Below are 22,339 nucleotides of genomic sequence, written 5' to 3'. Positions count from 1 at the left end.
TTTTTCAGGATAACGCCAGAAGCGCTTCGTTCGGTTTGACCATTCCGCTTTTTTTCACGTCTGTAAATGAATATTGATCCGTATTCGTAATGATGACCGGCGTGATCACGTCAAAACCGGCAGCCTTTATCTCGTCGATATCAAAAGTAATCAGCAGATCTCCCGGTGCGACAGTATCGCCTTCTTTGACGTGCATCTCAAAATGCCTGCCATCCAGCCGGACGGTATCAATCCCGATATGAATGAGAACCTCGGCTCCCCGGGTGCTCGTAATGCCGATGGCGTGCTTGGTTTTAAATACGGCTGTCACCCTCCCTTCTACGGGAGAAACCGCCGCGCCCTCTTCAGGCAGAATCGCAAAACCTTTTCCCATCATTCCGCCGGAAAAGACGCTGTCGTTCACTTCGCTTAATGCTTTCACTTCGCCTTTAATCGGGCTGTGAATGATTTCTCCGCCTGCCGTCACCCCCGGCGCTTCAGACGCTTTGTCCCGTTCGGACTGTACATCCTCAAACCCGATCAGCAGTGCCGCCGCAATACCGGCCGCAAATGAGATAAAAAGCCCGATCAGCGCGTAAAGAAATGTCGGCCCGATAAAGACCGGAATGCTCGGCAGACCGGCGTTTCCGCCGACAATGTAAGAAGCGACGCCCGTTACACCGTAAAAAGCTCCGCCTGCCGCGCCGCCGATTAATGCTGCCGCGAACGGTTTTTTCAATCTCATGTTAACGCCGTACATCGCGGGTTCGGTAATGCCCATCAATGCCGTAATGCCCGTCGTAAACGCCAGCGATTTGAAGGTTTTGTTTTTGGATTTTAAGAAAACCGCAAATGACGCGCCGGCCTGCCCCATATTCGCCAAAAACATCGCGGGCAGAATGTAATCATGTCCGTTTTGGGCGATGTTATTGATCATGATCGGCACAAGCGCATAATGCATACCGGTCATAATAATGAGGGAAAATGTGCCGGCAAGCAGAATCATCGCGGCAATGCCCGCATGATTGAACAAATCATTGACGCCGACAGACAGGTAATTCCCGAGAATCGCGCCGAGCGGGCCGACTGTGATCAAGGTGACAGGCACGACGATCACAAGCGTAAGCATCGGAACGGCAATCAATTTCAAAGAAGAAGGCGTGATGCGGTCAATTCCTTTCTCTACACAGGACATCAGCCATATCGCCAGCAAAATTGGGATAACTGTCGATGAATACGTGGCAGCGGTTACAGGAAGACCGATAAAGGAGATGCTTTTCCCTGCTCCAAGCAGGGCCGTTAAATCCGGATGCAGAATCGCACCCGCCACAGCGGCCGCCACGTACGGATTACATCTGAATTTTCTCGCCGCGCTTACCGCAAGCAAAAGCGGCAGAAAATAAAACGCACCGTCACCGACAGCCGTGAGAATGCTGTGAGTCTGGCTCTTCTCCGACAACCAGCCGAATGTCACCGCTAGCGCGACAAGCCCTTTTATCATGCCGGCTCCGGCAATGGCCGGCAGAATCGGTGTAAACACACCGGAAATCACGTCAAATACGGCACTCAGCACATTTTTCTTCTGCTTCGAAGTTTTGTTTGCGCTTTCATGACTGAGCCCGCTGCTCTCCATCAAAGCCTGATACACCTTCGGCACATGATTGCCGACAATGATCTGAAATTGCCCGCCGCTGATATTTGTCCCCATCACGCCTTCCGTTTGCTCCAGCCCGCTCCGATCTGCTTTCGCATTGTCATATAGATTAAAACGAAGCCGCGTCATGCAATGGATGACACTCTGAACATTCTCCTCCCCGCCGACAAGTTGTAAAATCTCTTTTGATATTTTATGATAGTCCATGAGTATACCTCCTTAAAAATGGGGGAACTGCCGGACGAAAGGTGCCCGCCTTTCTCCGGCTTTTTTTGTTATGAAATCAGCATCACCTCCGAAAAAAGGGTATAAAAAAAACCCAAACTGCACAGAACACGGGGGTCTCCCCCTGTCTGACGCAATTTAGGTTTTGCCTGCGGTTTGCAGTAACAATCCTTGGTGAATGATATTGGGTTGATATGTATACTTTAGCACTGGATTTATTGGGTGTCAACGCTTACATTTAAATGTTGCTCCAACTACCATTTAATGCTTTATTTATAAAATAATTTGTCTATTTCTATTGTAATCAAAAATCTATTCAATATCCTTATAGAACAATTTAATATTAAGTTTTTCCATAAATCAGTGTGGAGTAAAGAAAGTACAATTTATAATAATAGTCCGTAGCTGTTCTAATCACTACGGACTTATAGCAATTTAAACTTTTAGTCTTCAACAACTTGTAAGAATTCAAAGTTCATTTCGTTAATCAATTCGTTCATAGCTCGAGCATTTGTAGAAGAAGCGTTAAACTTAGGATCTTCTAAATACGAATTTTTTAAAGTATCAGATATATAAGTTAGAAAGTTATCTATTCCAGCTTTTTGTTTTAATCTAGATAGTGAGATACCTTCTTTAATCATTTTGTGAATAACACCAGAAAGTATCATTGCTATAGTTATCTGAAACCTATACCCTTTGCTTGAGACACCATAAATTTCTTTAGAAAAGGGGTGCTCAATCCTTTCTCCAATTTCTTCAATTATTTCATTAAATGTATTAAATCTATTTATGATCTCATCATATTCCTTTTGTGATTGTTGTGGATTACATACTTCTAGTTTAGATTTATGTTTCATATACTCTTCAGCATAAACTGATGATTTCGCGTATCCTGTATTAAGTCCATTTTCAAGTATACTCATTATCACAAAAATATTTTCTTGTATTTTCTTCTTTTTCACCCTATCTGTTGTTGCATTGTAGGCCCTCTGAATCTTACTGGATACCTTTTTATCATTCATTTTTTGAGCAAATTTATTTACAAAACTATTCAATTTAGAATTATAAACAGCATGCCGTATATCCTGCGGTGTTAATGGCTTGGTACCTTTATTATATCTACTAAAAATCTCCAATTCTAATTCAAGACCAGGGAAATCAGTAAAAACGATAGAGGCAAGTTTGTGCGATAAAATTTTCTCTTTAATTTCAAATTCGCAATCACTAAATTTTTTTCCATTTAACTCCACCATTATATTTAGTCCTGAAAGTTTAAATTGATTTTCTTTAAACCTATGAAATGCTCTCAGTCGATGTTGTCCATCTACTACGTTTAAAACTTTAACTCCCTCATAACGATCATTAGCTAAAAAAACAGGTGGTATTGGTATACCAAGAAGAATTGACTCAATTAAAGAACTTTCGTCAGCAACTGATGCTCTGTAATCTCTCTGATAGTCAGGGGCAATTATAATTGAATCAGTATAATCAAGTTTGAGTTCATCATCTAGCTCTTCCTCTTTATCTAGCTTTTGAAGTTTGTATCCATTTGTAATCATAGATATAATATCTTTTATAGCGATATCCTGAGGTTTATAATTTATTTTAGCTAGCAAGTTACTCACCATCCCTTACATATTCTAAAATACTCTTTTTCATTATTATATCTTTTGTAACAGATTCCAATTCTGGATAAAGTGTTGTATAACCTATTCCCATAGAATAAAGAGAGGACAGTATATCTTTTTTGCACTCTCCGTTGATCACCAATCTTCTAATTATATTTTCATCTTTCAAATCTGATAAAGGTTGGCAGTTATCTTGAAAATATACAAAAAGCCCATTTTGTGCGTTAATTCTTTCATTTAACTTTCTAGCTTTGAATGCTATCGGCCCATCAAAATTATCTAAATTTATTCTTTCACCATTAGAAATATTAATTATATCTGAACGTGATGCAAACTTATAATTCAATTCTAAAGGATTTAGAAACCATACTTCTGCATCACATTCTTCATTTTCATGGAAGGAGTTTTCAACAGCAAACATTAAAGAAACTACATGTGAATGAGTAAAATCTAACAATTTAGTTGGGATGCCGTAATGTTGTGCATAAACCATCCACTCATAGTCATCTCTGATATCTATAGGTTGCTTCACATAATTGTGACAATTCACTTTAAACTCATTTAAAAAATATTGAATTGATCCTCTCGAATATTTCCTCTTTTTGTTATTATCCAACCTTAGGGCACCAGGTAACAATTCGTATTCTTTTTCCTGCCCTCTTGATAAAATAAACTCTTTAGGTAGCGCTTCTACAAATTCAGTAAATTGACTTAGCCTCTCAATAGGTTCATCTAACAATATAAATTTCCTCCTATTTTTTAACGTGTCATTTATTTTATGTTGTAGTCTAATAAACTTATCGGCTAACTTTCTTTTTTATTTAGTTGAATATTACGTATCTGTAAAGGTTTAACTATATAAAAAACGAATCTCTCCTTCAGATAATAATAAAGAAGAGATTCGTTCCTTAGAGATTTATATCATATATTAAACTTTAATTGGTTCACTTCACTCCCCAAACAGCCTCCCCATCACCGCTCAGCACACTAAACGTCACAACTTCTTTCTCTCTCGCTGAGTCCCATTCTTTCAGGAAGACGCCGCCATAATTTGTGCCGTTCAGGTTAATTCGGGCTTTGCTGCTGTCCGTTTTTGTCCAGGTTCCGGTCATTTCCCCGGAAATGGTGCCGTCGTTGTTAAGCTGGATGTTTTTTGGGGTTTTGATCGTAGCTGTGATGTCTTTTCCGTGCTGGATGAGTTTGTAGGCTCCGGATGCGGCGGCCGCCGGAATGTGTGTATCCGGTTCTCCCGCATAGCGGTATGGCGCTGCAACGGGCCATCCGTCTTTGTTCATGTACAGCTGATGTACTCTGACTTCGTGCTCTTCGCCTCTGTTCGGGAAACGGGTGTGGAAAATGAGGTATGATCGTTTCGTTTTCCCGTCGTAAAACACGGAGTTGTGTCCCGGCGATACGTAGCCCGTGCCTTTTTCAGATTGTGAGGCGAAGCTGTAGCCGCCCATGAGTTTGACCCCGTACGGTTCAATTGCTTTGTCGTCAAAGAAACTGCCGTCTTTTCCTTTGGCATCAAGCATGTTATGGCCTGCGGCGTCATAGTACGGACCGTCCGGATTTTTAGAGCGCGCCACACGCATATGATAACCGCCGGCTGCGTCAAGTCCGCCGAATGACAGATACAGATAGTAATATTTCGTTTCCGGATTGTAGCTGATGTACGGGCCTTCGATTCTGCTGTGATTTCCGCCGAGCAGTTTTTTTCCGTAGCCTTGGTTCGGGAGCGGGAAACCGGTTTTCGGATTCATTTCCATTATGAAAATCCCGCCGGAGTAAGAGCCGTACACCATCCAGAGCTTGCCTTTATGGTCAAAAAACGTTTGCGGATCTACGACGTTCGGGTGAACGTTTGCATTATACGTCGTGCCGTCTTCGCTTTTTCCTTCCATGCCCGATTTCAAAAAGATGCCTTTGTTTTTGTAGGGTCCTTCGATCTTGTCACTCACGGCGACACCGAGAGCGGATCGCGGCGAGTCTCCTTTACAGGCGTTATAGTACATGTAATATTTCCCGTCAGACAGCTGGGCGACGTCCGGCGCCCACAGCGTATCAGACTGGGCCCAGTCGAATGTCTCTTTTAATTCGGTGTAGACGTTCGGGATCAGGGGATTATTGGGATTGACGCTTGAAGACATCTGCTGCCACTGCATCAGGTTTTTCGACTTGGCGGAAGCCAAATGCGAGCCGAATACATAATATGTATCGCCTGTTTTGATGACGGACGGATCATGCACGCTGACCTCTGAAAAAACCGGATGCTGGGCTTTTGCCTGCGGCAGAGTGAACCCGATGACCGCTGCTGAGACCAGGCACACACGAAAGAAACTGGTTTTCATTTTCTGAAATCTCCTCGCTCTCTTCTTTTCTTAAAACGCTTTCAAGACAACGCTCCATTTTATGATGCGGATGGCGGAAATATGTGATCAACAGCGCCGGCTTCGCGATGTACCGCTTTACTTCGATAACAATCTGATTTGTGAAAGACTGGAAAAAAAGTTTTGACTTCTGATTCGCAAACACTTAATATAAAAAACAGTTACTAGTTATCAGAATATTTAAGAATTGAGTGAAGCATATATGACCTTACACAAAGACCGCCGCATCGGGCGACTGTCCGTCCTTCTTCTGCTTCATGAGACTGAAGAAAACCAGCAGATCAGCCGGCTGGAACGGGACGGCTGGAAAGTCTGTCTCGGCAGGGTGGGTTCAATGGATGCGCATAAGGTGGTAGCCGCAATTGAAACCGCTTCCAAAAAGAGCGGTGTCATTCAATCTGAGGGTTATCGCGAATCACATGCGCTGTATCATGCCACAATGGAAGCTTTGCACGGAGTGACGCGGGGCGAAATGCTGCTTGGCTCGCTGCTTCGTACCGTGGGCCTGAAGTTTGCCGTCTTGCGGGGAAATCCGTATGAAAGCGAGGCGGAAGGCGATTGGATCGCCGTTTCACTTTACGGCACGATCGGGGCTCCGATTAAGGGGCTTGAGCACGAAACATTCGGAGTCGGAATTAATCACATATGAATCAGCCCATAGATTTCAGATGATAGGGGGCTATGCGTGAAATATCATTTTCATGGCATAGCTCCTTTTTGTATGGGCGCTTTACCAAAGTAAAGGAAAAGGGGTTGAAATGATGGTGACGTTAGACGGTTCCTCACTGACAACCGCAGATGCCCAGCGTGTGCTGTTTGATTTTGAAGAGGTTCAAGCATCTGCCGAAAGCATGGAACGTGTGAAAAAAAGCAGGGCGGCGGTTGAACGGATCGTTCAAGAAGAGAAGACCATTTACGGGATTACGACGGGATTCGGCAAGTTCAGCGATGTGCTGATTCAAAAAGAAGACGCCGCGGATCTGCAGCTGAATCTGATTCTTTCTCACGCGTGCGGCGTCGGTGATCCGTTTCCGGAATCTGTATCGCGGGCCATGCTGCTTTTGCGCGCCAATGCCCTGCTGAAAGGCTTTTCCGGCGTGCGGACTGAGCTGATTGATCAACTGCTCGCGTATCTCAATCATCGCATTCACCCGGTCATCCCGCAGCAAGGGTCACTGGGGGCGAGCGGGGATTTAGCGCCGCTTTCTCATCTCGCACTGGCGCTTATCGGTCAAGGCGAAGTCTTTTACGAAGGGGCCCGGATGCCGACAGCTCATGCTTTAGAACAGACAAACCTTCAGCCGGCCGTCCTGACCTCTAAGGAAGGGCTCGCGCTGATCAACGGAACGCAGGCCATGACCGCGATGGGGCTGATCGCTTACCTCGAAGCCGAAAAGCTGGCCTATCAGTCGGAACGGATCGCGAGCTTAACGATCGAAGGCCTTCAGGGTATTATCGATGCGTTTGACGAGGACATTCATGCCGCCCGCGGTTATCAGGAACAGATGGATGTCGCAGAGCGAATCCGCTATTACTTGTCAGACAGCAAGCTGACGACCGTCCAAGGGGAGCTGCGTGTCCAGGACGCCTATTCGATCCGCTGTATTCCTCAAGTCCACGGCGCATCATGGCAGACATTAGCGTATGTAAAAGAAAAATTAGAAATTGAGATGAATGCCGCGACAGATAACCCGCTCATTTTCGAAGACGGCGCCAAAATCATCTCAGGCGGAAACTTTCACGGACAGCCGATCGCCTTTGCCATGGATTTTCTCAAAGTGGCGGCGGCCGAGCTTGCGAATATTTCTGAACGCCGGATCGAACGGCTTGTGAATCCGCAGCTGAATGACCTGCCGCCCTTTCTGAGCCCTCAGCCCGGCTTACAATCCGGAGCGATGATCATGCAATATGCGGCGGCCTCCCTCGTGTCAGAAAATAAAACCCTGGCCCATCCCGCCAGTGTCGATTCCATTCCTTCATCGGCAAACCAGGAGGATCACGTCAGCATGGGAACCATCGCCTCAAGGCACGCCTACCAGATCATTGCGAATACGAGACGGGTGCTTGCCGTTGAAGCTATTTGCGCGCTGCAGGCCGTGGAGTACCGGGGTGCGGAACATTGCGCCTCGTACACAAAACAGCTCTATCACGAAATGAGAAACATCGTGCCGTCCATACAAGAAGACCGCGTGTTTTCTTATGACATCGAGCATCTGAGTGACTGGCTGAAGAAGGAGTCTTTTCTGCCGAATGAGCATCACCAAAAACTGATGACCAATGAAGGGGGACTTACAAGATGACTGATGTAAAGAAATCAATCCGCGCCGGCCGCGGCACCGAACTTGAATGCTTAGGATGGGAGCAGGAAGCCGTGCTCCGCATGCTCCGAAACAACCTTGACCCGGAGGTTGCCGAAAAGCCGGAGGATCTGATCGTATACGGCGGCATAGGCAAGGCCGCACGAAACTGGGATGCTTTTCACGCGATTGAGCGTTCCCTCAAAATGTTAAAAGATGATGAAACACTGCTGATCCAATCCGGAAAACCGGTCGGATTGTTCCGCACGCACAGCCGCGCGCCCCGCGTCCTGCTGGCTAATTCGGTTCTCGTGCCGAAATGGGCGGATTGGGAGCATTTCCATGACCTTGAGAAAAAAGGGCTGATGATGTACGGGCAGATGACGGCCGGAAGCTGGATTTATATCGGCTCACAAGGTATTTTGCAAGGCACCTATGAAACCTTTGCGGAGCTTGCGAGACAGCATTTCGGCGGCAGTCTGAAAGGAACCCTTACGCTGACGGCCGGACTTGGCGGAATGGGAGGCGCCCAGCCGCTGTCCGTCACGATGAATGATGGCGTCGTCATCGCCGTTGAAGCAGATGAAACACGGATTGATAAACGCATTGAAACAAACTATTGCGACCGTAAAACCGCATCAATTGACGAAGCGCTGCGCTGGGCCGAAGCAGCCAGACAAGCCGGAGAGCCTTTATCGATCGGCCTTCTCGGTAATGCGGCTGAGATGCATCATGAGCTTTTGAACCGCGGCGTCCATATTGACATCGTGACCGATCAGACTTCAGCTCACGACCCGCTGATCGGCTATATTCCGGCAGGATACTCACTTGAAGAGGCCGACCGCCTGCGCCGGGATCAGCCTGAATTATACGTAAGGCTTTCCAAGCAGAGTATGAAAAAGCATGTGGAAGCCATGCTCGCCTTCAAGAAAAAAGGTGCCGTCGTCTTTGATTACGGCAACAATATCCGCCAGGCTGCCAAAGATGAGGGTCTCGCCGATGCTTTTGATTTTCCGGGATTCGTTCCCGCCTACATCCGGCCTTTATTTTGTGAAGGAAAAGGGCCGTTCCGCTGGGCCGCGCTGTCGGGTGACCCTGAAGATATATACCGCACGGACGCTTTATTAAAAGAGCTGTTTCCCGAAAATCAAGCCCTTCACCGCTGGATTGACATGGCACAGAAAAAAGTCACATTCCAAGGCCTGCCGTCCCGTATTTGCTGGCTCGGCTACGGTGAACGGGAAAAGATGGGGCTCGCCATCAATGAATTGGTCAGAAACGGCGAGCTGAAAGCCCCGATCGTCATCGGAAGAGACCATTTAGACTGCGGATCTGTCGCCTCTCCGAATCGGGAAACAGAAGCGATGAAAGACGGAAGCGACGCGGTCGGCGATTGGGCGGTGCTGAACGCGCTGATCAACACGGCCTCAGGCGCAAGCTGGGTTTCTTTTCACCACGGCGGGGGCGTCGGCATGGGGTATTCCCTTCACGCGGGAATGGTCGCGGTCGCTGACGGCAGCATCCTTGCGGAACAACGGCTTTCCCGCGTTCTGACAAGCGATCCGGGAATGGGCATCATCCGCCATGCGGACGCAGGTTATGAAAAAGCGGCTCAAGTCGCCGAGGAACAAGACATTATGATACCGATGAAAAAGGAGCGGTAACATGCCGAAACAAATAGATACCATACTCACCAACATCGGCCAGCTGCTGACGATGGAATCCGGCGGCCCCCGAACAGGCGGAAGCATGCAGGATCTTCATGTCACGGAAGATGCCGTCATCGGCATTTCCGACGGGCGCATTGTTTTTGCCGGACATCAAGGAGCGGAGGAAGGATACGAGGCAAGAGACATCATCGACTGCGGGGGACGGCTCGTCACCCCCGGCCTCGTCGATCCCCATACCCATCTTGTATTCGGAGGGTCCCGGGAAAAAGAACTGAATTTAAAAATTCAGGGCATGTCCTATTTGGATATTCTGGCGCAAGGCGGCGGTATTTTGTCAACGGTCAAAGACACGAAAGCCGCTTCCGAAGAAGAACTGATTGAAAAAGGGCTTTTTCACCTCGGACGCATGCTGTCATACGGCATCACGACGGCAGAAGTAAAAAGCGGCTACGGACTCGACAAAGACACGGAGCTGAAACAGCTGACCGCGGCGAAAAAACTGGGCGAACACCAGCCGGTCGACCTTGTCACAACTTTTATGGGGGCACACGCCATTCCGCCTGAGTACCGGAACAGCCCTGACGAATTTCTGAATCGCATGCTGCAGCTTTTGCCTGAAATAAAAGAAAAAGGCCTCGCGCAATTTGCCGATATTTTCACAGAAACAGGCGTCTTTACCGTCAGCCAGTCGCGGGACTACCTGAAAAAGGCGTCTGAAGCCGGTTTCGGCCTGAAAATCCATGCTGATGAGATTGACCCGCTCGGCGGCGCGGAATTGGCGGCAGAACTGCATGCTGTTTCTGCCGATCATTTGGTGGGGGCGTCTGACGAAGGCATCGAAAAACTAGCGGCGTCCGGAACAATCGCCGTCCTGCTGCCGGGCACGACTTTCTATCTCGGCAAACACACTTATGCAAGAGCCCGGGAGATGATTGATGCGGGCGTACGGGTCAGTTTGGCGACTGACTTCAACCCGGGCAGCTCACCGACGGAAAATCTCCAGCTCATTATGTCGATTGCCGCGCTCCATTTAAAAATGACCGCAGAAGAAATCTGGCACGCTGTCACCGTTAATGCCGCGTATGCGATCGGAAAAGGCGAAGAGGCCGGACAAATTAAAGCCGGACGGGCGGCTGACATTGTCATTTGGGAAGCGCCGAATTACATGTATATCCCGTATCATTACGGCGTCAATCATGTCCGCCGTGTCATCAAGAACGGAAAGACGGTCGTTTCAAGGGAGGGAGCCGCTCTTGGATAAGTATCCGTTTCTGCAAAAAGCCGGCTCCCTCTTCAACGACCGCCATGTGACAAGGATCGGCGATGTGACGGAAGCGTGGGCGGGACAAACGATCAAAGGGCCGGCTTTGATCGGCGTTCCGCTTTCTAAGTCGTCAATCAGCCATTCCGGCGCCTGCTTTGCACCCGGTGCGATCCGCCGGGCGCTCGGCGGGATTTCCGCTTATTCCGCGGAGCTGCGGGAGCATGTCATTAACCATCTGTACGATATCGGCGATATTCAGATTCACGTCACGGATGTCGTCACATCTCACGAACACATTTATCGGACCATTCATGACATTCTGACGGACCAGCCTGACTGGGTGCCCGTCATTCTCGGCGGCGACAACTCCATCAGTTATTCCACCATTAAAGCCATTGCGGAAACGAAAGGAACAACAGCCGTCTTTCAATTCGACGCCCACCACGACGTCCGCAACACAGAAGACGGAGGACCGACAAACGGCACGCCATTCCGCCGGCTGTTAGATGAAAATATCATAAGCGGACAAAACCTGATTCAGCTTGGAATCAGGGAGTTCAGCAACAGCTTGGCATATGAACAATATGTAAAAGAGCGGCAGGCAGACGTGCATACAATGGAGATGATCCGGGAGAAAGGGCTCCTCCGAACGATACAAGAGGTCTTGCCGGCCGTTCAAAAAAGAGCCGACGCCATTTTTATTTCGGTTGATATGGATGTGCTGGATCAAGCTCATGCGCCCGGCTGCCCCGCGATCGGCCCAGGAGGCCTGTATACCGAAGAACTGCTTCAGGCGGTCCGGTTTTTAGCCAGTGAGGCTGACATCTCGGGTATTGAGATCGTTGAGGTTGATCCGACACTTGATTTTCGCGATATGACAAGCCGGGCAGCCGCACACGTCATTTTACATGCATTAAAGGGATTTAAATTGTCACGTTAAAGTCAAATCCGGCACGCGTGCTCTCGGCTGCCGGAAGATTCTCACGCCACGCAAAAAGGGGGAGATCACGATGGATGTTGATCAAGGCGGCAATCAACTCAAGCGCACGATGAAAAGCAGGCACTTATTTATGATTTCATTGGGAGGGGTCATCGGCACGGGGCTGTTTTTGAGCACAGGGTATACATTGAGCCAGGCCGGGCCGGGCGGGACGATCGCCGCTTACCTGATCGGGGGCTTGATGATGTATCTTGTCATGCAGTGTCTCGGAGAATTGTCAGTAGCCATGCCTGTGACCGGTTCATTTCAAACGTATGCGACAACGTTTATCGGGCCGTCCACGGGTTTTATGGTCGGTATCATGTATTGGGTGAATTGGGTGGTGACGGTAGGATCGGAGTTTACAGCTTCCGGTATCCTCATGCAGCGCTGGTTTCCTCACAGCAGCGTCTGGATGTGGAGCGCGATTTTCGCGGCTCTCCTTTTTGCCGCCAATGCATTCTCCGTTAAATTGTTTGCAGAAACAGAGTTTTGGTTTTCCAGCGTCAAAATCGTCACCATCCTTTTATTTATCATCTTAGGCGGCGCCGCGATGTTCGGTTTGATTTCATTGCACGGTTCGGGTGAAGCTCCGATGCTGTCGAATTTCACCTCACACGGCGGACTGTTTCCGAACGGCTTTCTTGCGGTTTTCATTGCAATGATTTCCGTAAGCTTTGCCTTTTCAGGGACGGAGCTGATCGGAATTACAGCGGGTGAAACCGCCAATCCGGCAAAAGATATTCCGCGTTCGATCCGAAATGTCGCCTGGAGAACGGTCATCTTTTTTATCGGCGCCATTTTTGTGCTGTCCGGACTGATCTCCTGGAAGGAAGCCGGTGTGATTGAAAGTCCGTTTGTCGCGGTCTTTTCCCAAATCGGTATCCCATACGCCGCAGATATCATGAACTTCGTGATTTTAACGGCTTTGCTTTCGGTCGCCAACTCCGGACTGTATGCTTCCACCCGGATGCTGTGGTCTCTTGCGAATGAAAACATGATCAGCGCCCGGTTCAAAAAAGTCACGCCGAAAGGCATTCCGCTGAATGCTCTGCTCGCCAGCATGGCCGTTTCCTGCATATCCTTGATCTCAAGCATCGCCGCCCCGGGCACGGTCTACGTGGTGCTCGTGGCAATAGCCGGATTTGCCGGCGTCGTGGTGTGGATGAGCATCGCCCTGTCTCAGCTGTTATTTCGAAAACATTATGTGAAAAACGGCGGACGCGTCTCGGATCTGACCTTCCGCACACCGTTATACCCTCTCGTTCCGATCGCCGCTGTGATCTTATGTTTCGCTTCATGCGTAGGCCTTGCATTTGATCCCAATCAAAGAATCGCCCTCTTCTGCGGAATTCCTTGTATGATCCTGTGCTATCTCATTCGTTTTTTGAGAAAGAAACAGCCGAAACAATCCGTCCGTGACATTCATTTGGATAAAACCATGCCATAAAAAAAGGCACATACTGATGAGGTATGTGCCTTTCTTCTCTTATTCCGTAATCAGCGTATGAACCAGTTTCGGCGCTTCCGCTTTTTCTGAGATGCGGATGTTGTCATAGACTTTGGCGGTCACGTCGTCAACGTTTTCGCGGTTGGCGTAAAGGGTGACGAGCGGCTCGCCTTTTTCGACGTTGTCACCGACTTTTTTGCGGAGCATAATGCCGACGGCAAGATCGATTTCGTCCTCTTTTGTCGCACGTCCCGCGCCCAACAGCATCGCTGCGACGCCGATTTCGTCAGCGACGATTTCTGAAACGACACCCGCTTCTTTTGCCGGAACGTCAATTTTGTACGCCGCCTGCGGAAGTTTGGACGGATCGTCAACGACAGAAGCGTCTCCTCCCTGATTGCTTAGGAACTCTTTGAACTTTTCAAGCGCTTTGCCGTTTTTCATGACTTCCTGCAGCTTCGTTCTCGCTTCTTCCAATGTCTCAGCTTTTTTCGCCAATACGACCATTTGGCTGCCGAGCGTGAGAACGAGTTCGTTTAAGTCTTCAGGGCCTTCCCCTCTTAATGTATCAATGGCTTCTTGTACTTCCAGGGCATTCCCGATCGCAAAACCGAGCGGCTGCGACATGTCAGAAATCACGGCCATCGTCTGGCGGCCGACGTTGTTTCCGATGCGGACCATTGCTTTGGCGAGGTTCACGGCGTCTTCATCCGTTTTCATAAACGCGCCCGCGCCCGTTTTGACGTCAAGCACGATGGCATCTGCTCCGGCGGCAATTTTTTTACTCATAATTGAGCTTGCGATCAGCGGGATGGAGTTCACCGTACCCGTTACATCACGCAGCGCATACAGCTTTTTATCGGCAGGCGTCAAATTGCCGCTTTGTCCGATGACGGCTACCTTGTCGCGGTTCACAAGCTTGATGAATTCATCTTTTGATAATTCCACGTGGAAGCCTTCGATCGCTTCCAGCTTATCAATGGTTCCCCCCGTATGGCCGAGACCGCGGCCGGACATTTTAGCAACGGGAACGCCGAGCGCCGCGACGAGCGGTGCGAGTACGAGAGTTGTCGTGTCGCCGACCCCGCCCGTAGAGTGCTTGTCGACCTTAATGCCTTCAATGGCGGAGAGATCAATCGTTTCTCCTGAATTCACCATCGCCATTGTCAGATCGGCGCGCTCCTGATCCGTCATATCCTGAAAGTAAATCGCCATAGCCAGCGCGCTTGCCTGATAATCAGGGATGCTTCCGTCCGTGTATCCTTTTACGAAAAATTGAATTTCTTCTGTTGTCAGTTCTTTTCCATTTTGTTTTTTTACAATAAGATCTACCATTCTCATGATCTATCACCTGTCCTTCATTTATGTTCAGTGAATCAATCCGACGATCGCCGCTGTCAGGAAGCTGACGAGCGTTGCGCCGTACAGCAGCTTCAACCCGAACCGCGCGACGACGTTTCCTTGTTTTTCATGCAGCCCTTTCACCGCACCGGTAATGATTCCGATAGAGGAGAAATTCGCGAATGAGACAAGGAATACAGATACCACTGCCTGTGTATGCGCACTGAAATGGAAATCACCGGACGAGAGCGTCTGCATCGCCACAAATTCATTCGATACCATTTTCGTCGCCATAATGCTTCCGGCGCTCACCGCTTCATTCCACGGAATACCGGTTAAAAACGCAAACGGCGCGAATACATATCCGAGCAGCGCCTGGAATGTAATGCCGAAGACCGCATTAAAAACGCCGTTGACCAGAGCAATGAGTGCGACAAATCCGATCAGCATCGCCGCTACGACGACGGCGACTCTGAATCCATCCATTATATACTCACCGAGCACTTCAAAAAAGGATTGCTTTTCTTCTTCAGGAACGACGATCAAATCCTCTTCTTTGCTGACGGTGTACGGGTTGATGATAGAAGCGATGATAAATCCGCCGAATAAGTTCAGCACAAGCGCCGTCACGACGTATTCAGGCTTCAGCATCATCATGTAAGAACCGACGATCGACATTGAGACCGTCGACATTGCGGATGCGCAAAGCGTATATAAGCGCTGTTCAGTAAGATAACCGAGCTGTTTTTTCAAACTGATAAAGACTTCTGATTGCCCTAAAATCGCGGATGCGACAGCGTTGTAAGATTCGATTTTCCCCATTCCGTTCACCTTGCTTAACGCAAGACCGATATACTTCGTGATGAAGGGGAGGACCTTCCAATGCTGCAGAATTCCGATTAAAGCGGATATAAAGACGATCGGCAGAAGCACGCTCATGAAGAACGTCGTCTGTTTCGCATTCACAAGCCCGCCGAATACAAAGTTAATCCCTTCTGATGCATATTCCAGCAAGTAGTTAAATCCTTTTGCAAAACCGCCGACAAGAAAATTCCCGATACCGGTGTTGAGGAGAATATAACCGAGAATCAGCTGCAGCACGAGCATGACGGCGATCGGCCGGATTCTGATTCTTTTTTTGCCGTTGCTGGCAAGCCAGGCAAGACCTAAAAACACAATGATTCCGATAATTCCGATGAGATACTTCATATGTGTTCTCCTTTTATTTGTATTCGCTTACAATTTTTTATGCATCAACAAAGAAAGAGGATGGCGGAAGCTTTCGGCTTCCGCACTGCTGATTAATAGTCGCTGCTGCCGCTGTCTCCGCCGCTCACGATAGAGACGCCCGCACTTGCGCCGATCCGGCTCGCGCCCGCAGCGATCATGCTGTCAACATCAGCTTTTGTTCTGATGCCGCCTGATGCTTTGACCCCGATGTCCGGTCCGACTGTTTTTCTCATAAGAGCGATATCTTCAGCCGTTGCCCCGCCTGTAGAAAAACCGGTAGACGTTTTGACGAAATCTGCGCCTGCGGATACCGCCAAGCGGCACGCGCGCTCTTTTTCTTCATCTGTTAAAAGGCATGTTTCGATGATCACTTTGACGAGCGCTTTTTTATCAGCTGCTTCAACTACCGCGCGGATATCAGCTTCAACCGCTTCATCATCGCCGTCTTTTAATGCGCCGATATTGATGACCATGTCAACCTCAGTTGCCCCTTTTGAGATGGCATCCTTCGTTTCAAATGCTTTTGTTTCCGATGTCGTTGCGCCGAGAGGAAATCCGATAACGGTGCAAACGTCAACTCCAGTGCCTTTCAGTTCCTCCGCTGCGAGTTTGACCCAAGTCGGGTTTACACAAACGGAAGCGAATTTATATTCTTTTGCTTCTTTTATCAGTTGTAAAATATCCGCTTTTTGTGTATGCGGTTTCAAAGCAGTATGGTCTATTTGACTTGCAATTGACATTGTATGCACTTCCTTTTTCCTAGGATACGTTTAGAATAACCGAATTTTGAACATATGTAAATTGGTAATTGAAATTATGTTCATGAATTGTCACAATTCTTGAATGAGTTTTTTGGCCGTATGCTGATCGGTAATCAAAACGTTGGCGTACTTTCCTTTCAGGGCACCGTGAATGGCCTTGCATTTTCTGCTGCCGCCCGCCACCAGAATCGAACGCTCTTTCATTTTCAAGTCGCTGAGCTCGACTCCGATCGTCCTGCCGTTAATGCTGCTGCTGCAAATCCTGCCTTCCTCGTCAAAAAAGCGCGAACAAATATCGCCGACTCCGCGTGCTTTCAGCAATTGTTTCTCTTCTTCCCGGAAATAGCCGAGTCTGAAAAGCAGCGCCTCATCCCGGACGGTTCCAACCGTAAACAGGGCGATATTGGCTTGTCTGCCCATTTCAATGATCCGCTTAATATGTCTGTCCCGCTCGACCATCTGTTTCACATCGGCGCTGTCAAATATAACCGGCAGCGGCAAATACCTCGGCATCGTCTGAAATGCTTCGGCGAACAGCTGAATCGTTTCTGACGAGTACGTATTAACATTGGAATGACTGATGCCGCCTTTCAGCTGCACGACTTCAACGCTCTTTACCTGCTTCGGCTCCATGCGGCTTGCGATCTGGTACATCGTCGTCCCCCAGCTTACGCCGAGTATATCGCCGTCCTTTACGGTTTTATGCATATAGTCTGCGCCATAGCGGCTTAAGTAATGTGTAATGGCCTGGTAATCGTCGCTTGGAGAAAAGACGACGTGCGCCTCAAGCAGCCCGTATTTTTCTTCCAGCTTCGCGCCGAGTTCGTCCAGATCCTCAAACGGGTCCATGACGCGAATTTGAACATACCCTTTTTCCTTTGCGTACTGAAGCAGCCTTGAAACGGTGGGGCGTGACAGATCAAGCCGTTCGGCGATCTGCTGCTGGCTGTAATCTGATTGATAATATAGTTTTGCCGCTTCTATGCTGAGCTGCTGTTTTTCACGATCCATGTCGCGCCTCCCCTCTCCGCTTATCATATCACCAAAACACGCGGTAAAAAAGCACCCTCTGATGGGGTGCCTATTTTTTCAGCACAAGCTCCTGAATCGCATGCGCCACGCCGTGTTCGTTATTTGATTTCGTTTCAAAATCAGCTATCTCCCTTACTTCCGGGATGGCATTGGCCATTGCCACACCGCAGCCGGCCCACTGAATCATGGACATGTCGTTGCCGTTATCGCCGATTGCCATGACGTCTTTCTGTTCAATGCCGAGTTTTTCGGCCAGCAGCTTGACTGCGTTTCCTTTACTGACTTTCGGGTGAAGAATCTCATGGAAGAATGGCGCGCTTTTGACCATTGTGTATGTTTCCTTGAATGATTCCGGAATGGAAGCGATCGCTTTCTCCAGCTTGTCCGGATCGTCAATGAACATGACTTTCGGAATCAGAATATCCTTCGGCACTTCATCGATCGTGCGGAAATGAAGCGGCACTTTCGTAATGTATGATTCGTATACCGTGTATTCACTGATATCCCGGTTCGGCGTGTACAGATTGGCTGTGTCAAAGTAATGCATCGGAGTATCCAGCTGTAAGCTCAGCTCGTAAAGCGACTTCAAATCCTCATAACCTAATGACTGCTCGGCCACGACACCGTTTGTATACGTATTTTGTACGAGTGCGCCGTTATAGGCAATCACAAAGTCGCCTTCTTCCTGTAAGTTCAGCTCTTCCAAATACCGACGCACGCCGCCGATCGGCCGGCCCGTGCACAGGACGATATTGACCCCTTCCGCTTTGGCGGCATCAAGCGCCCCGCGGACTTCAGCCGTCACTTCATGATGATCGTTTAATAGTGTTCCGTCCATATCTATTGCGATTAACTTGTACATCCTGCATCTCCTTTGTATCCTTTTCTACTTATGCTTTCATCATATCGTTTTTTCGTTTCAATGAAAAATCAAACGGACAAGTTTCTCCGCCTTCTCTTCGTAAACCGGGCCTGCCTCCGGATGCGGGGCCGTCTTTTCCCCTTGTCAGCTTGTTCGCCGCCGTCATCTGTTTTCTGCTTCAAGAGCATCAGCCCCGCCGCAAAGAAAGGGATGGCCGCTATGTCCAGAAGGGCAAGCTTTATTCCCATCGCTGCGGGAAAGTATGCCCATAATGAACGGCTGTTCCGCCTGATCATGATATAAGAAACGATTTCCAGCAGGATAAACAGAGCGTTCACCCACATGTAAATGAGCAGCGCCGCAAACAGAAACAGCAGGAGCGTATTCCGCAGCGTGCCGGAAAACAGAAGAGCGCGCATCATATCAAAGAATGAAAAAGACTGCATGCTTCCGTTTACGACATTGGGATTGTAAATGGTAAAACGCCCGAACTGATCAAAAAGCATAAAAAATAACCATAACAGTGAAAACCATTGAATGATATGTACGATGACACCCGTCAAAACGAGTCTGTCGGCAGCCTTATTTCTCATGTGCATCCTCCCCGCCGGTTTTTATTCTTGTCATTGTCTTTGTTTCTCCGTATATCTTCCAAATGAGCGTATCGTTTTTTCCTCTTTTCAACGTGCTTTTGACGGGGTGCGGATGTCCGAGGTATTCAATCTCGATCGTCCCGTCCGTGTTTTGTGAGATCACCTTGTACACATCTGAGGGCATGGCAACCTCGCCGCGGCCTTGAATGACCTGCTTTGTCAGCACGCTGTCTTTCGTAAACGTGACGGTTTCAGATCTGACCCCGTCCATCGGGCCCGGTTTCAGCCCCGCATCCCATGTCCCGTAATAAAAAGGGGGTTCGTCTGCTTTCTTTTGCGAGCAGCCTGTTATCATGACGCATCCGAAAACAAGAACCGTCATGATGAAAATCCGTATGTTCCGCAACATGATCACCTTCCTTTGAAGCTTTTTTACGCCTGTAACTTAGGCGGATGCCGTGGCACTGTGCAATTGACTACATAGTGTATAAAGACTTCACTAGATAAGGAGAATGATGAATGAACCCATATCAGTACTACACCCCGCCTGCCTATTTCCCTCAGCAGCAGGAATACGAAGTGAACCGCGTTGAGTATGAGCCGTATCAGCAGCAGGAAAGCTATTATTATGCGCCCCCTCAGTCCGAAGAGCGGCAGCCGACAGGTTTAGAACGGAGAGTCGCCCAGCTTGAAAGACAAAACGCCGAGCAAACGAGAGAGCTCACCCGCCTCTCACAAGAAGACCAGCGCCAAAACCGGGAAATCACGCGTATGAATGAGCAGATCAGACGGCTGAGCCAGTCCATTGAAATCCATACCCGCCGCTTAAACCGTTTGAATCAGCGCCTGCGCGCAGTCGAAAACAGACTCAATATTCCTTTTCACGCTACAGAAGGCGGCTTCTGAGAAAAAGGGCCGGAATACAAAGCTCGACAGGCCATCCCGAGCCTTGTATTCCGCTCTGTACATAACAGGTAAATATTTGAATCCTTTTCTTGCATGAATGCCTCTCCTATTCTTTCACATGATAAATGTGTAAAATCAATCACTCCAGGAGGTCTTCATGATGTATCAAAACCAATACAGCGGAAATCAGCTGCAGCAATGCCGCCAAACAGCACAGCAGCTTATTCAGCAGACACAGCAAAGCAGTCAGCAGTACAAGCAAATGCTCCAGCAGGAACAGCAAAACATTCAAATGCTTCAGCAGATGCTTAACCATGAACAGCATGCCGTTCATACCATTCAGCAAGCGCTGCAGGGGCATGAAGCGGCCATTCAAAAATGCCAGCAAATCGTGAATGTGTGCAATCAGCTTCAGCAGGAAGTAAGCGGACACATGCCTGCACCGATGGCAAACGCTAATGTTTCTTCATTCCCGCAAACACAGCATCACACACCGTTTCAGCAGCATTCATACCAGCAATAGGCCGGTCATGCAAATGACAAAGCGCGAGATACCGGCTTTGTCATTTGTTTTTATCTCTGTTTTGTCAGATCAATGCGATGAGCGGGTTGTCCGCCGAATTTTGCTTCCGCCTCATGCCTTACCGCTTCATACGCTCTTGCTTCGACGTTTTGTTTAAACACATCAAGCTGTATCAAATAAGCCGCCCGCACTTTCAGCCCGTGAATGATGGAGATGACCCATAAAGGCAGCACGATATACACGCCCGGCGTGCTCGGCAGCACAAAAGCAATTGCTAAAATAATAAAATAATAAGTCCGTATTTCAGCCATTTTTTGTTCTTAGCCCGGTAGCCGATATAGAAAAAGGCCAAGAAAGCGGTCAGCGCAAACGGCGCAAAAGTCAGCAGCAGCCACCAGCTGTGCAGCACTTCCCACCAAGTCCCTCTTTTCGTAATCAACATTCATTCCTCTTCCTTTACTACTATAACATGGATAATCAAGGAAGGTTTTCTATAAAAAACATAGACGGAATGACGTCTTCCTGCTATATTAATAATGATAATCATTATCACTGAAATAGGGGGATCATTATGAAGAAACAATCATGGCTGATCGGCCTGGCACTTCTGCTTGTTTTCGCATTAAGCGCTTGCAGCGGCGCGAAGGAAAACAACGGATCGGCATCAGGCAAAGGAAAGACAGACATGCGTACATATGAATCAACAAAAGGAAATATTGACATACCCGCACATCCGAAACGGATCGTCACTGACTTTTATGCAGGTGAGCTGCTGTCCGTTGACGCAAATGTCGTCGGGGCGGGCTCATGGGCTTTCAAAAATCCGTTTATCAAAAAACAGCTGAAAAACACCACGGACATCGGCAATCCCGTCAATGTGGAGAAAGTGATGCAGCTGAAGCCTGATTTAATCGTGCTGATGAAGGATGACCAATACGAGAAACTATCGAAAATCGCACCGACGATTGTCATTCCTTTTAACACCGCAAAGAATACGAAAGATACGGTCAGCCTATTCGGCGACATTGCCGGGGCGAAGGATAAAGCCAAAAGCTTTATGGCAGACTTCAACAAAAAAGCCGAAGCGAATCAAAAGCGCCTCAAAAACGTGATCGGCAAAGACGAGACAGTCGGCCTTTATGAAACGACGGATAAAGGCGAAATCTGGATTTTCAATGACAATTCCGGCCGCGGCGGCCAAGCCGTTTATAACGCGCTCGGATTGAAAGCGCCGGCCAAAATTGAAAAAGACATCATGAAAACGGGCGCCATGAAACAGGTTTCCCAAGAGGTCATCCCTCAATATGCGGCTGATTATATGTTCATTACCGATTACAATCCGAATGGAGAAAGCAAAACATTTGAGCGTCTGAAAGATTCATCCGTTTGGAAAAATCTCGATGCCGTAAAAAACAATCGTGTCTTTATCAACGATTTCAACACCTTCTATCCTTATGACCCGATTGCCGTCAGCAAACAGATGGATATCATCACCGACATGCTGATCAAACGGGCTGAAGAAAATAAAAAATAAAAAAAGCGGCACAGTCATGAC

20 protein-coding genes and 1 pseudogene are annotated in these 22,339 nt (G+C 48.3%); 9 read left to right on the top strand and 12 right to left on the bottom strand.

What is annotated here, in order from left to right:
• Positions 1-4: 4 nt before the first annotated feature.
• The 4 genes from V7728_RS15295 to V7728_RS15280 all read right to left on the bottom strand — a co-directional run bounded on the left by V7728_RS15295 (position 5) and on the right by V7728_RS15280 (position 5,837).
• Entirely contained in the window at positions 5-1,840 is a 1,836-nt protein-coding gene (locus tag V7728_RS15295) for a beta-glucoside-specific PTS transporter subunit IIABC (RefSeq protein ID WP_099567210.1), read from the bottom strand.
• A gap of 461 nt (positions 1,841-2,301) precedes the next feature.
• Positions 2,302-3,483 carry a DUF262 domain-containing protein gene (locus tag V7728_RS15290; protein WP_223252763.1) on the bottom strand — a complete coding sequence of 394 codons (1,182 nt, stop codon included), beginning with the start codon at positions 3,481-3,483 and terminating at the stop codon, positions 2,302-2,304.
• The gene (locus V7728_RS15285; protein WP_099567212.1) at positions 3,476-4,225 is read right to left on the bottom strand and encodes an FRG domain-containing protein; all 750 of its coding nucleotides are present in this window, start codon (positions 4,223-4,225) and stop codon (positions 3,476-3,478) included. The genes V7728_RS15290 and V7728_RS15285 overlap by 8 nt, the downstream gene beginning before the upstream one ends.
• 205 nt (positions 4,226-4,430) lie before the next feature.
• Positions 4,431-5,837, bottom strand: coding sequence for a glycoside hydrolase family 43 protein (locus V7728_RS15280; protein WP_099567213.1), 1,407 nt, complete (start codon positions 5,835-5,837; stop codon positions 4,431-4,433).
• A gap of 241 nt (positions 5,838-6,078) precedes the next feature.
• On the opposite strand from V7728_RS15280, the gene hutP reads away from it, so the two are divergent.
• From hutP to V7728_RS15250, 6 genes are all read left to right on the top strand, one after another.
• On the top strand, positions 6,079-6,525 hold the full coding sequence (gene hutP, locus V7728_RS15275; RefSeq protein ID WP_004393292.1) for a hut operon transcriptional regulator HutP: 447 nt from the start codon (positions 6,079-6,081) through the stop codon (positions 6,523-6,525).
• Between the two features lie 112 nt (positions 6,526-6,637).
• Entirely contained in the window at positions 6,638-8,176 is a 1,539-nt protein-coding gene (gene hutH / locus V7728_RS15270; RefSeq protein WP_039063838.1) for a histidine ammonia-lyase, read from the top strand.
• Positions 8,173-9,837, top strand: coding sequence for a urocanate hydratase (gene hutU / locus V7728_RS15265; RefSeq protein WP_052828013.1), 1,665 nt, complete (start codon positions 8,173-8,175; stop codon positions 9,835-9,837). Before hutH ends, hutU begins: the two co-directional genes overlap by 4 nt.
• Position 9,838: 1 nt before the next feature.
• A complete protein-coding gene (gene hutI / locus V7728_RS15260; protein WP_099567214.1) occupies positions 9,839-11,104 on the top strand; it encodes an imidazolonepropionase in 1,266 nt (421 codons plus the stop codon).
• Positions 11,097-12,047 (top strand): formimidoylglutamase, encoded by a 951-nt coding sequence (gene hutG, locus V7728_RS15255; RefSeq protein WP_072589740.1) that lies wholly within the window; start codon positions 11,097-11,099, stop codon positions 12,045-12,047. The genes hutI and hutG overlap by 8 nt, the downstream gene beginning before the upstream one ends.
• Positions 12,048-12,117: 70 nt before the next feature.
• Complete coding sequence (locus tag V7728_RS15250) at positions 12,118-13,536, top strand: amino acid permease (RefSeq protein ID WP_007407815.1); 1,419 nt, start codon at positions 12,118-12,120, stop codon at positions 13,534-13,536.
• Positions 13,537-13,575: 39 nt separating this feature from the next.
• Here V7728_RS15250 and V7728_RS15245 read toward each other — a convergent pair whose 3' ends face one another.
• From V7728_RS15245 to V7728_RS15215, 7 genes are all read right to left on the bottom strand, one after another.
• Positions 13,576-14,877 (bottom strand): pyrimidine-nucleoside phosphorylase, encoded by a 1,302-nt coding sequence (locus V7728_RS15245; RefSeq protein ID WP_099567215.1) that lies wholly within the window; start codon positions 14,875-14,877, stop codon positions 13,576-13,578.
• A gap of 27 nt (positions 14,878-14,904) precedes the next feature.
• A complete protein-coding gene (locus V7728_RS15240) occupies positions 14,905-16,086 on the bottom strand; it encodes a NupC/NupG family nucleoside CNT transporter (RefSeq protein ID WP_004393280.1) in 1,182 nt (393 codons plus the stop codon).
• A 92-nt stretch (positions 16,087-16,178) separates the two neighbouring features.
• A complete protein-coding gene (gene deoC / locus V7728_RS15235) occupies positions 16,179-16,847 on the bottom strand; it encodes a deoxyribose-phosphate aldolase (protein ID WP_004393277.1) in 669 nt (222 codons plus the stop codon).
• Between the two features lie 90 nt (positions 16,848-16,937).
• A complete protein-coding gene (locus tag V7728_RS15230; RefSeq protein ID WP_007407818.1) occupies positions 16,938-17,879 on the bottom strand; it encodes a sugar-binding transcriptional regulator in 942 nt (313 codons plus the stop codon).
• A 70-nt stretch (positions 17,880-17,949) separates the two neighbouring features.
• Entirely contained in the window at positions 17,950-18,762 is an 813-nt protein-coding gene (yidA, locus tag V7728_RS15225; RefSeq protein ID WP_015240895.1) for a sugar-phosphatase, read from the bottom strand.
• A 68-nt stretch (positions 18,763-18,830) separates the two neighbouring features.
• Positions 18,831-19,355, bottom strand: coding sequence for a hypothetical protein (locus V7728_RS15220; RefSeq protein WP_099567216.1), 525 nt, complete (start codon positions 19,353-19,355; stop codon positions 18,831-18,833).
• Positions 19,345-19,764, bottom strand: coding sequence for a DUF3255 family protein (locus V7728_RS15215; RefSeq protein ID WP_025285528.1), 420 nt, complete (start codon positions 19,762-19,764; stop codon positions 19,345-19,347). Before V7728_RS15215 ends, V7728_RS15220 begins: the two co-directional genes overlap by 11 nt.
• A gap of 110 nt (positions 19,765-19,874) precedes the next feature.
• On the opposite strand from V7728_RS15215, the gene V7728_RS15210 reads away from it, so the two are divergent.
• Positions 19,875-20,261, top strand: a complete 387-nt coding sequence (locus V7728_RS15210; RefSeq protein WP_007407822.1) for a hypothetical protein — start codon at positions 19,875-19,877, stop codon at positions 20,259-20,261.
• 160 nt (positions 20,262-20,421) lie between these two features.
• A complete protein-coding gene (locus V7728_RS15205) occupies positions 20,422-20,784 on the top strand; it encodes a hypothetical protein (protein ID WP_007407823.1) in 363 nt (120 codons plus the stop codon).
• Between the two features lie 50 nt (positions 20,785-20,834).
• Here the strand turns inward: V7728_RS15205 and V7728_RS15200 are convergent.
• Positions 20,835-21,226 (bottom strand): annotated as a pseudogene (locus V7728_RS15200) (hypothetical protein).
• Between the two features lie 129 nt (positions 21,227-21,355).
• Between V7728_RS15200 and V7728_RS15195 the strand changes: the two are divergent.
• Positions 21,356-22,318 (top strand): iron-hydroxamate ABC transporter substrate-binding protein, encoded by a 963-nt coding sequence (locus V7728_RS15195; RefSeq protein ID WP_025285529.1) that lies wholly within the window; start codon positions 21,356-21,358, stop codon positions 22,316-22,318.
• The last annotated feature ends 21 nt before the right edge of the window (positions 22,319-22,339 follow it).

Source organism: Bacillus sp. JHAA, assembly GCF_036961585.1.
In the GTDB taxonomy this organism is placed as follows: domain Bacteria; phylum Bacillota; class Bacilli; order Bacillales; family Bacillaceae; genus Bacillus; species Bacillus velezensis.
This window is presented reverse-complemented; position numbering and strand designations above follow the sequence as displayed.

What these genes read in the sequence shown, in the direction of transcription:
- deoC (WP_004393277.1), bottom strand. Translation starts at nt 16,847, where the DNA reads ATGTCAATTGCAAGTCAAATAGACCATACTGCTTTGAAACCGCATACA.
- V7728_RS15220 (WP_099567216.1), bottom strand. Translation starts at nt 19,355, where the DNA reads ATGAGAAATAAGGCTGCCGACAGACTCGTTTTGACGGGTGTCATCGTA.
- V7728_RS15295 (WP_099567210.1), bottom strand. Translation starts at nt 1,840, where the DNA reads ATGGACTATCATAAAATATCAAAAGAGATTTTACAACTTGTCGGCGGG.
- V7728_RS15215 (WP_025285528.1), bottom strand. Translation starts at nt 19,764, where the DNA reads ATGTTGCGGAACATACGGATTTTCATCATGACGGTTCTTGTTTTCGGA.
- V7728_RS15230 (WP_007407818.1), bottom strand. Translation starts at nt 17,879, where the DNA reads ATGGATCGTGAAAAACAGCAGCTCAGCATAGAAGCGGCAAAACTATAT.
- V7728_RS15195 (WP_025285529.1), top strand. Translation starts at nt 21,356, where the DNA reads ATGAAGAAACAATCATGGCTGATCGGCCTGGCACTTCTGCTTGTTTTC.
- yidA (WP_015240895.1), bottom strand. Translation starts at nt 18,762, where the DNA reads ATGTACAAGTTAATCGCAATAGATATGGACGGAACACTATTAAACGAT.
- V7728_RS15280 (WP_099567213.1), bottom strand. Translation starts at nt 5,837, where the DNA reads ATGAAAACCAGTTTCTTTCGTGTGTGCCTGGTCTCAGCAGCGGTCATC.
- V7728_RS15245 (WP_099567215.1), bottom strand. Translation starts at nt 14,877, where the DNA reads ATGAGAATGGTAGATCTTATTGTAAAAAAACAAAATGGAAAAGAACTG.
- hutH (WP_039063838.1), top strand. Translation starts at nt 6,638, where the DNA reads ATGGTGACGTTAGACGGTTCCTCACTGACAACCGCAGATGCCCAGCGT.
- V7728_RS15250 (WP_007407815.1), top strand. Translation starts at nt 12,118, where the DNA reads ATGGATGTTGATCAAGGCGGCAATCAACTCAAGCGCACGATGAAAAGC.
- V7728_RS15240 (WP_004393280.1), bottom strand. Translation starts at nt 16,086, where the DNA reads ATGAAGTATCTCATCGGAATTATCGGAATCATTGTGTTTTTAGGTCTT.
- V7728_RS15205 (WP_007407823.1), top strand. Translation starts at nt 20,422, where the DNA reads ATGTATCAAAACCAATACAGCGGAAATCAGCTGCAGCAATGCCGCCAA.
- V7728_RS15210 (WP_007407822.1), top strand. Translation starts at nt 19,875, where the DNA reads ATGAACCCATATCAGTACTACACCCCGCCTGCCTATTTCCCTCAGCAG.
- hutU (WP_052828013.1), top strand. Translation starts at nt 8,173, where the DNA reads ATGACTGATGTAAAGAAATCAATCCGCGCCGGCCGCGGCACCGAACTT.
- hutP (WP_004393292.1), top strand. Translation starts at nt 6,079, where the DNA reads ATGACCTTACACAAAGACCGCCGCATCGGGCGACTGTCCGTCCTTCTT.
- hutI (WP_099567214.1), top strand. Translation starts at nt 9,839, where the DNA reads ATGCCGAAACAAATAGATACCATACTCACCAACATCGGCCAGCTGCTG.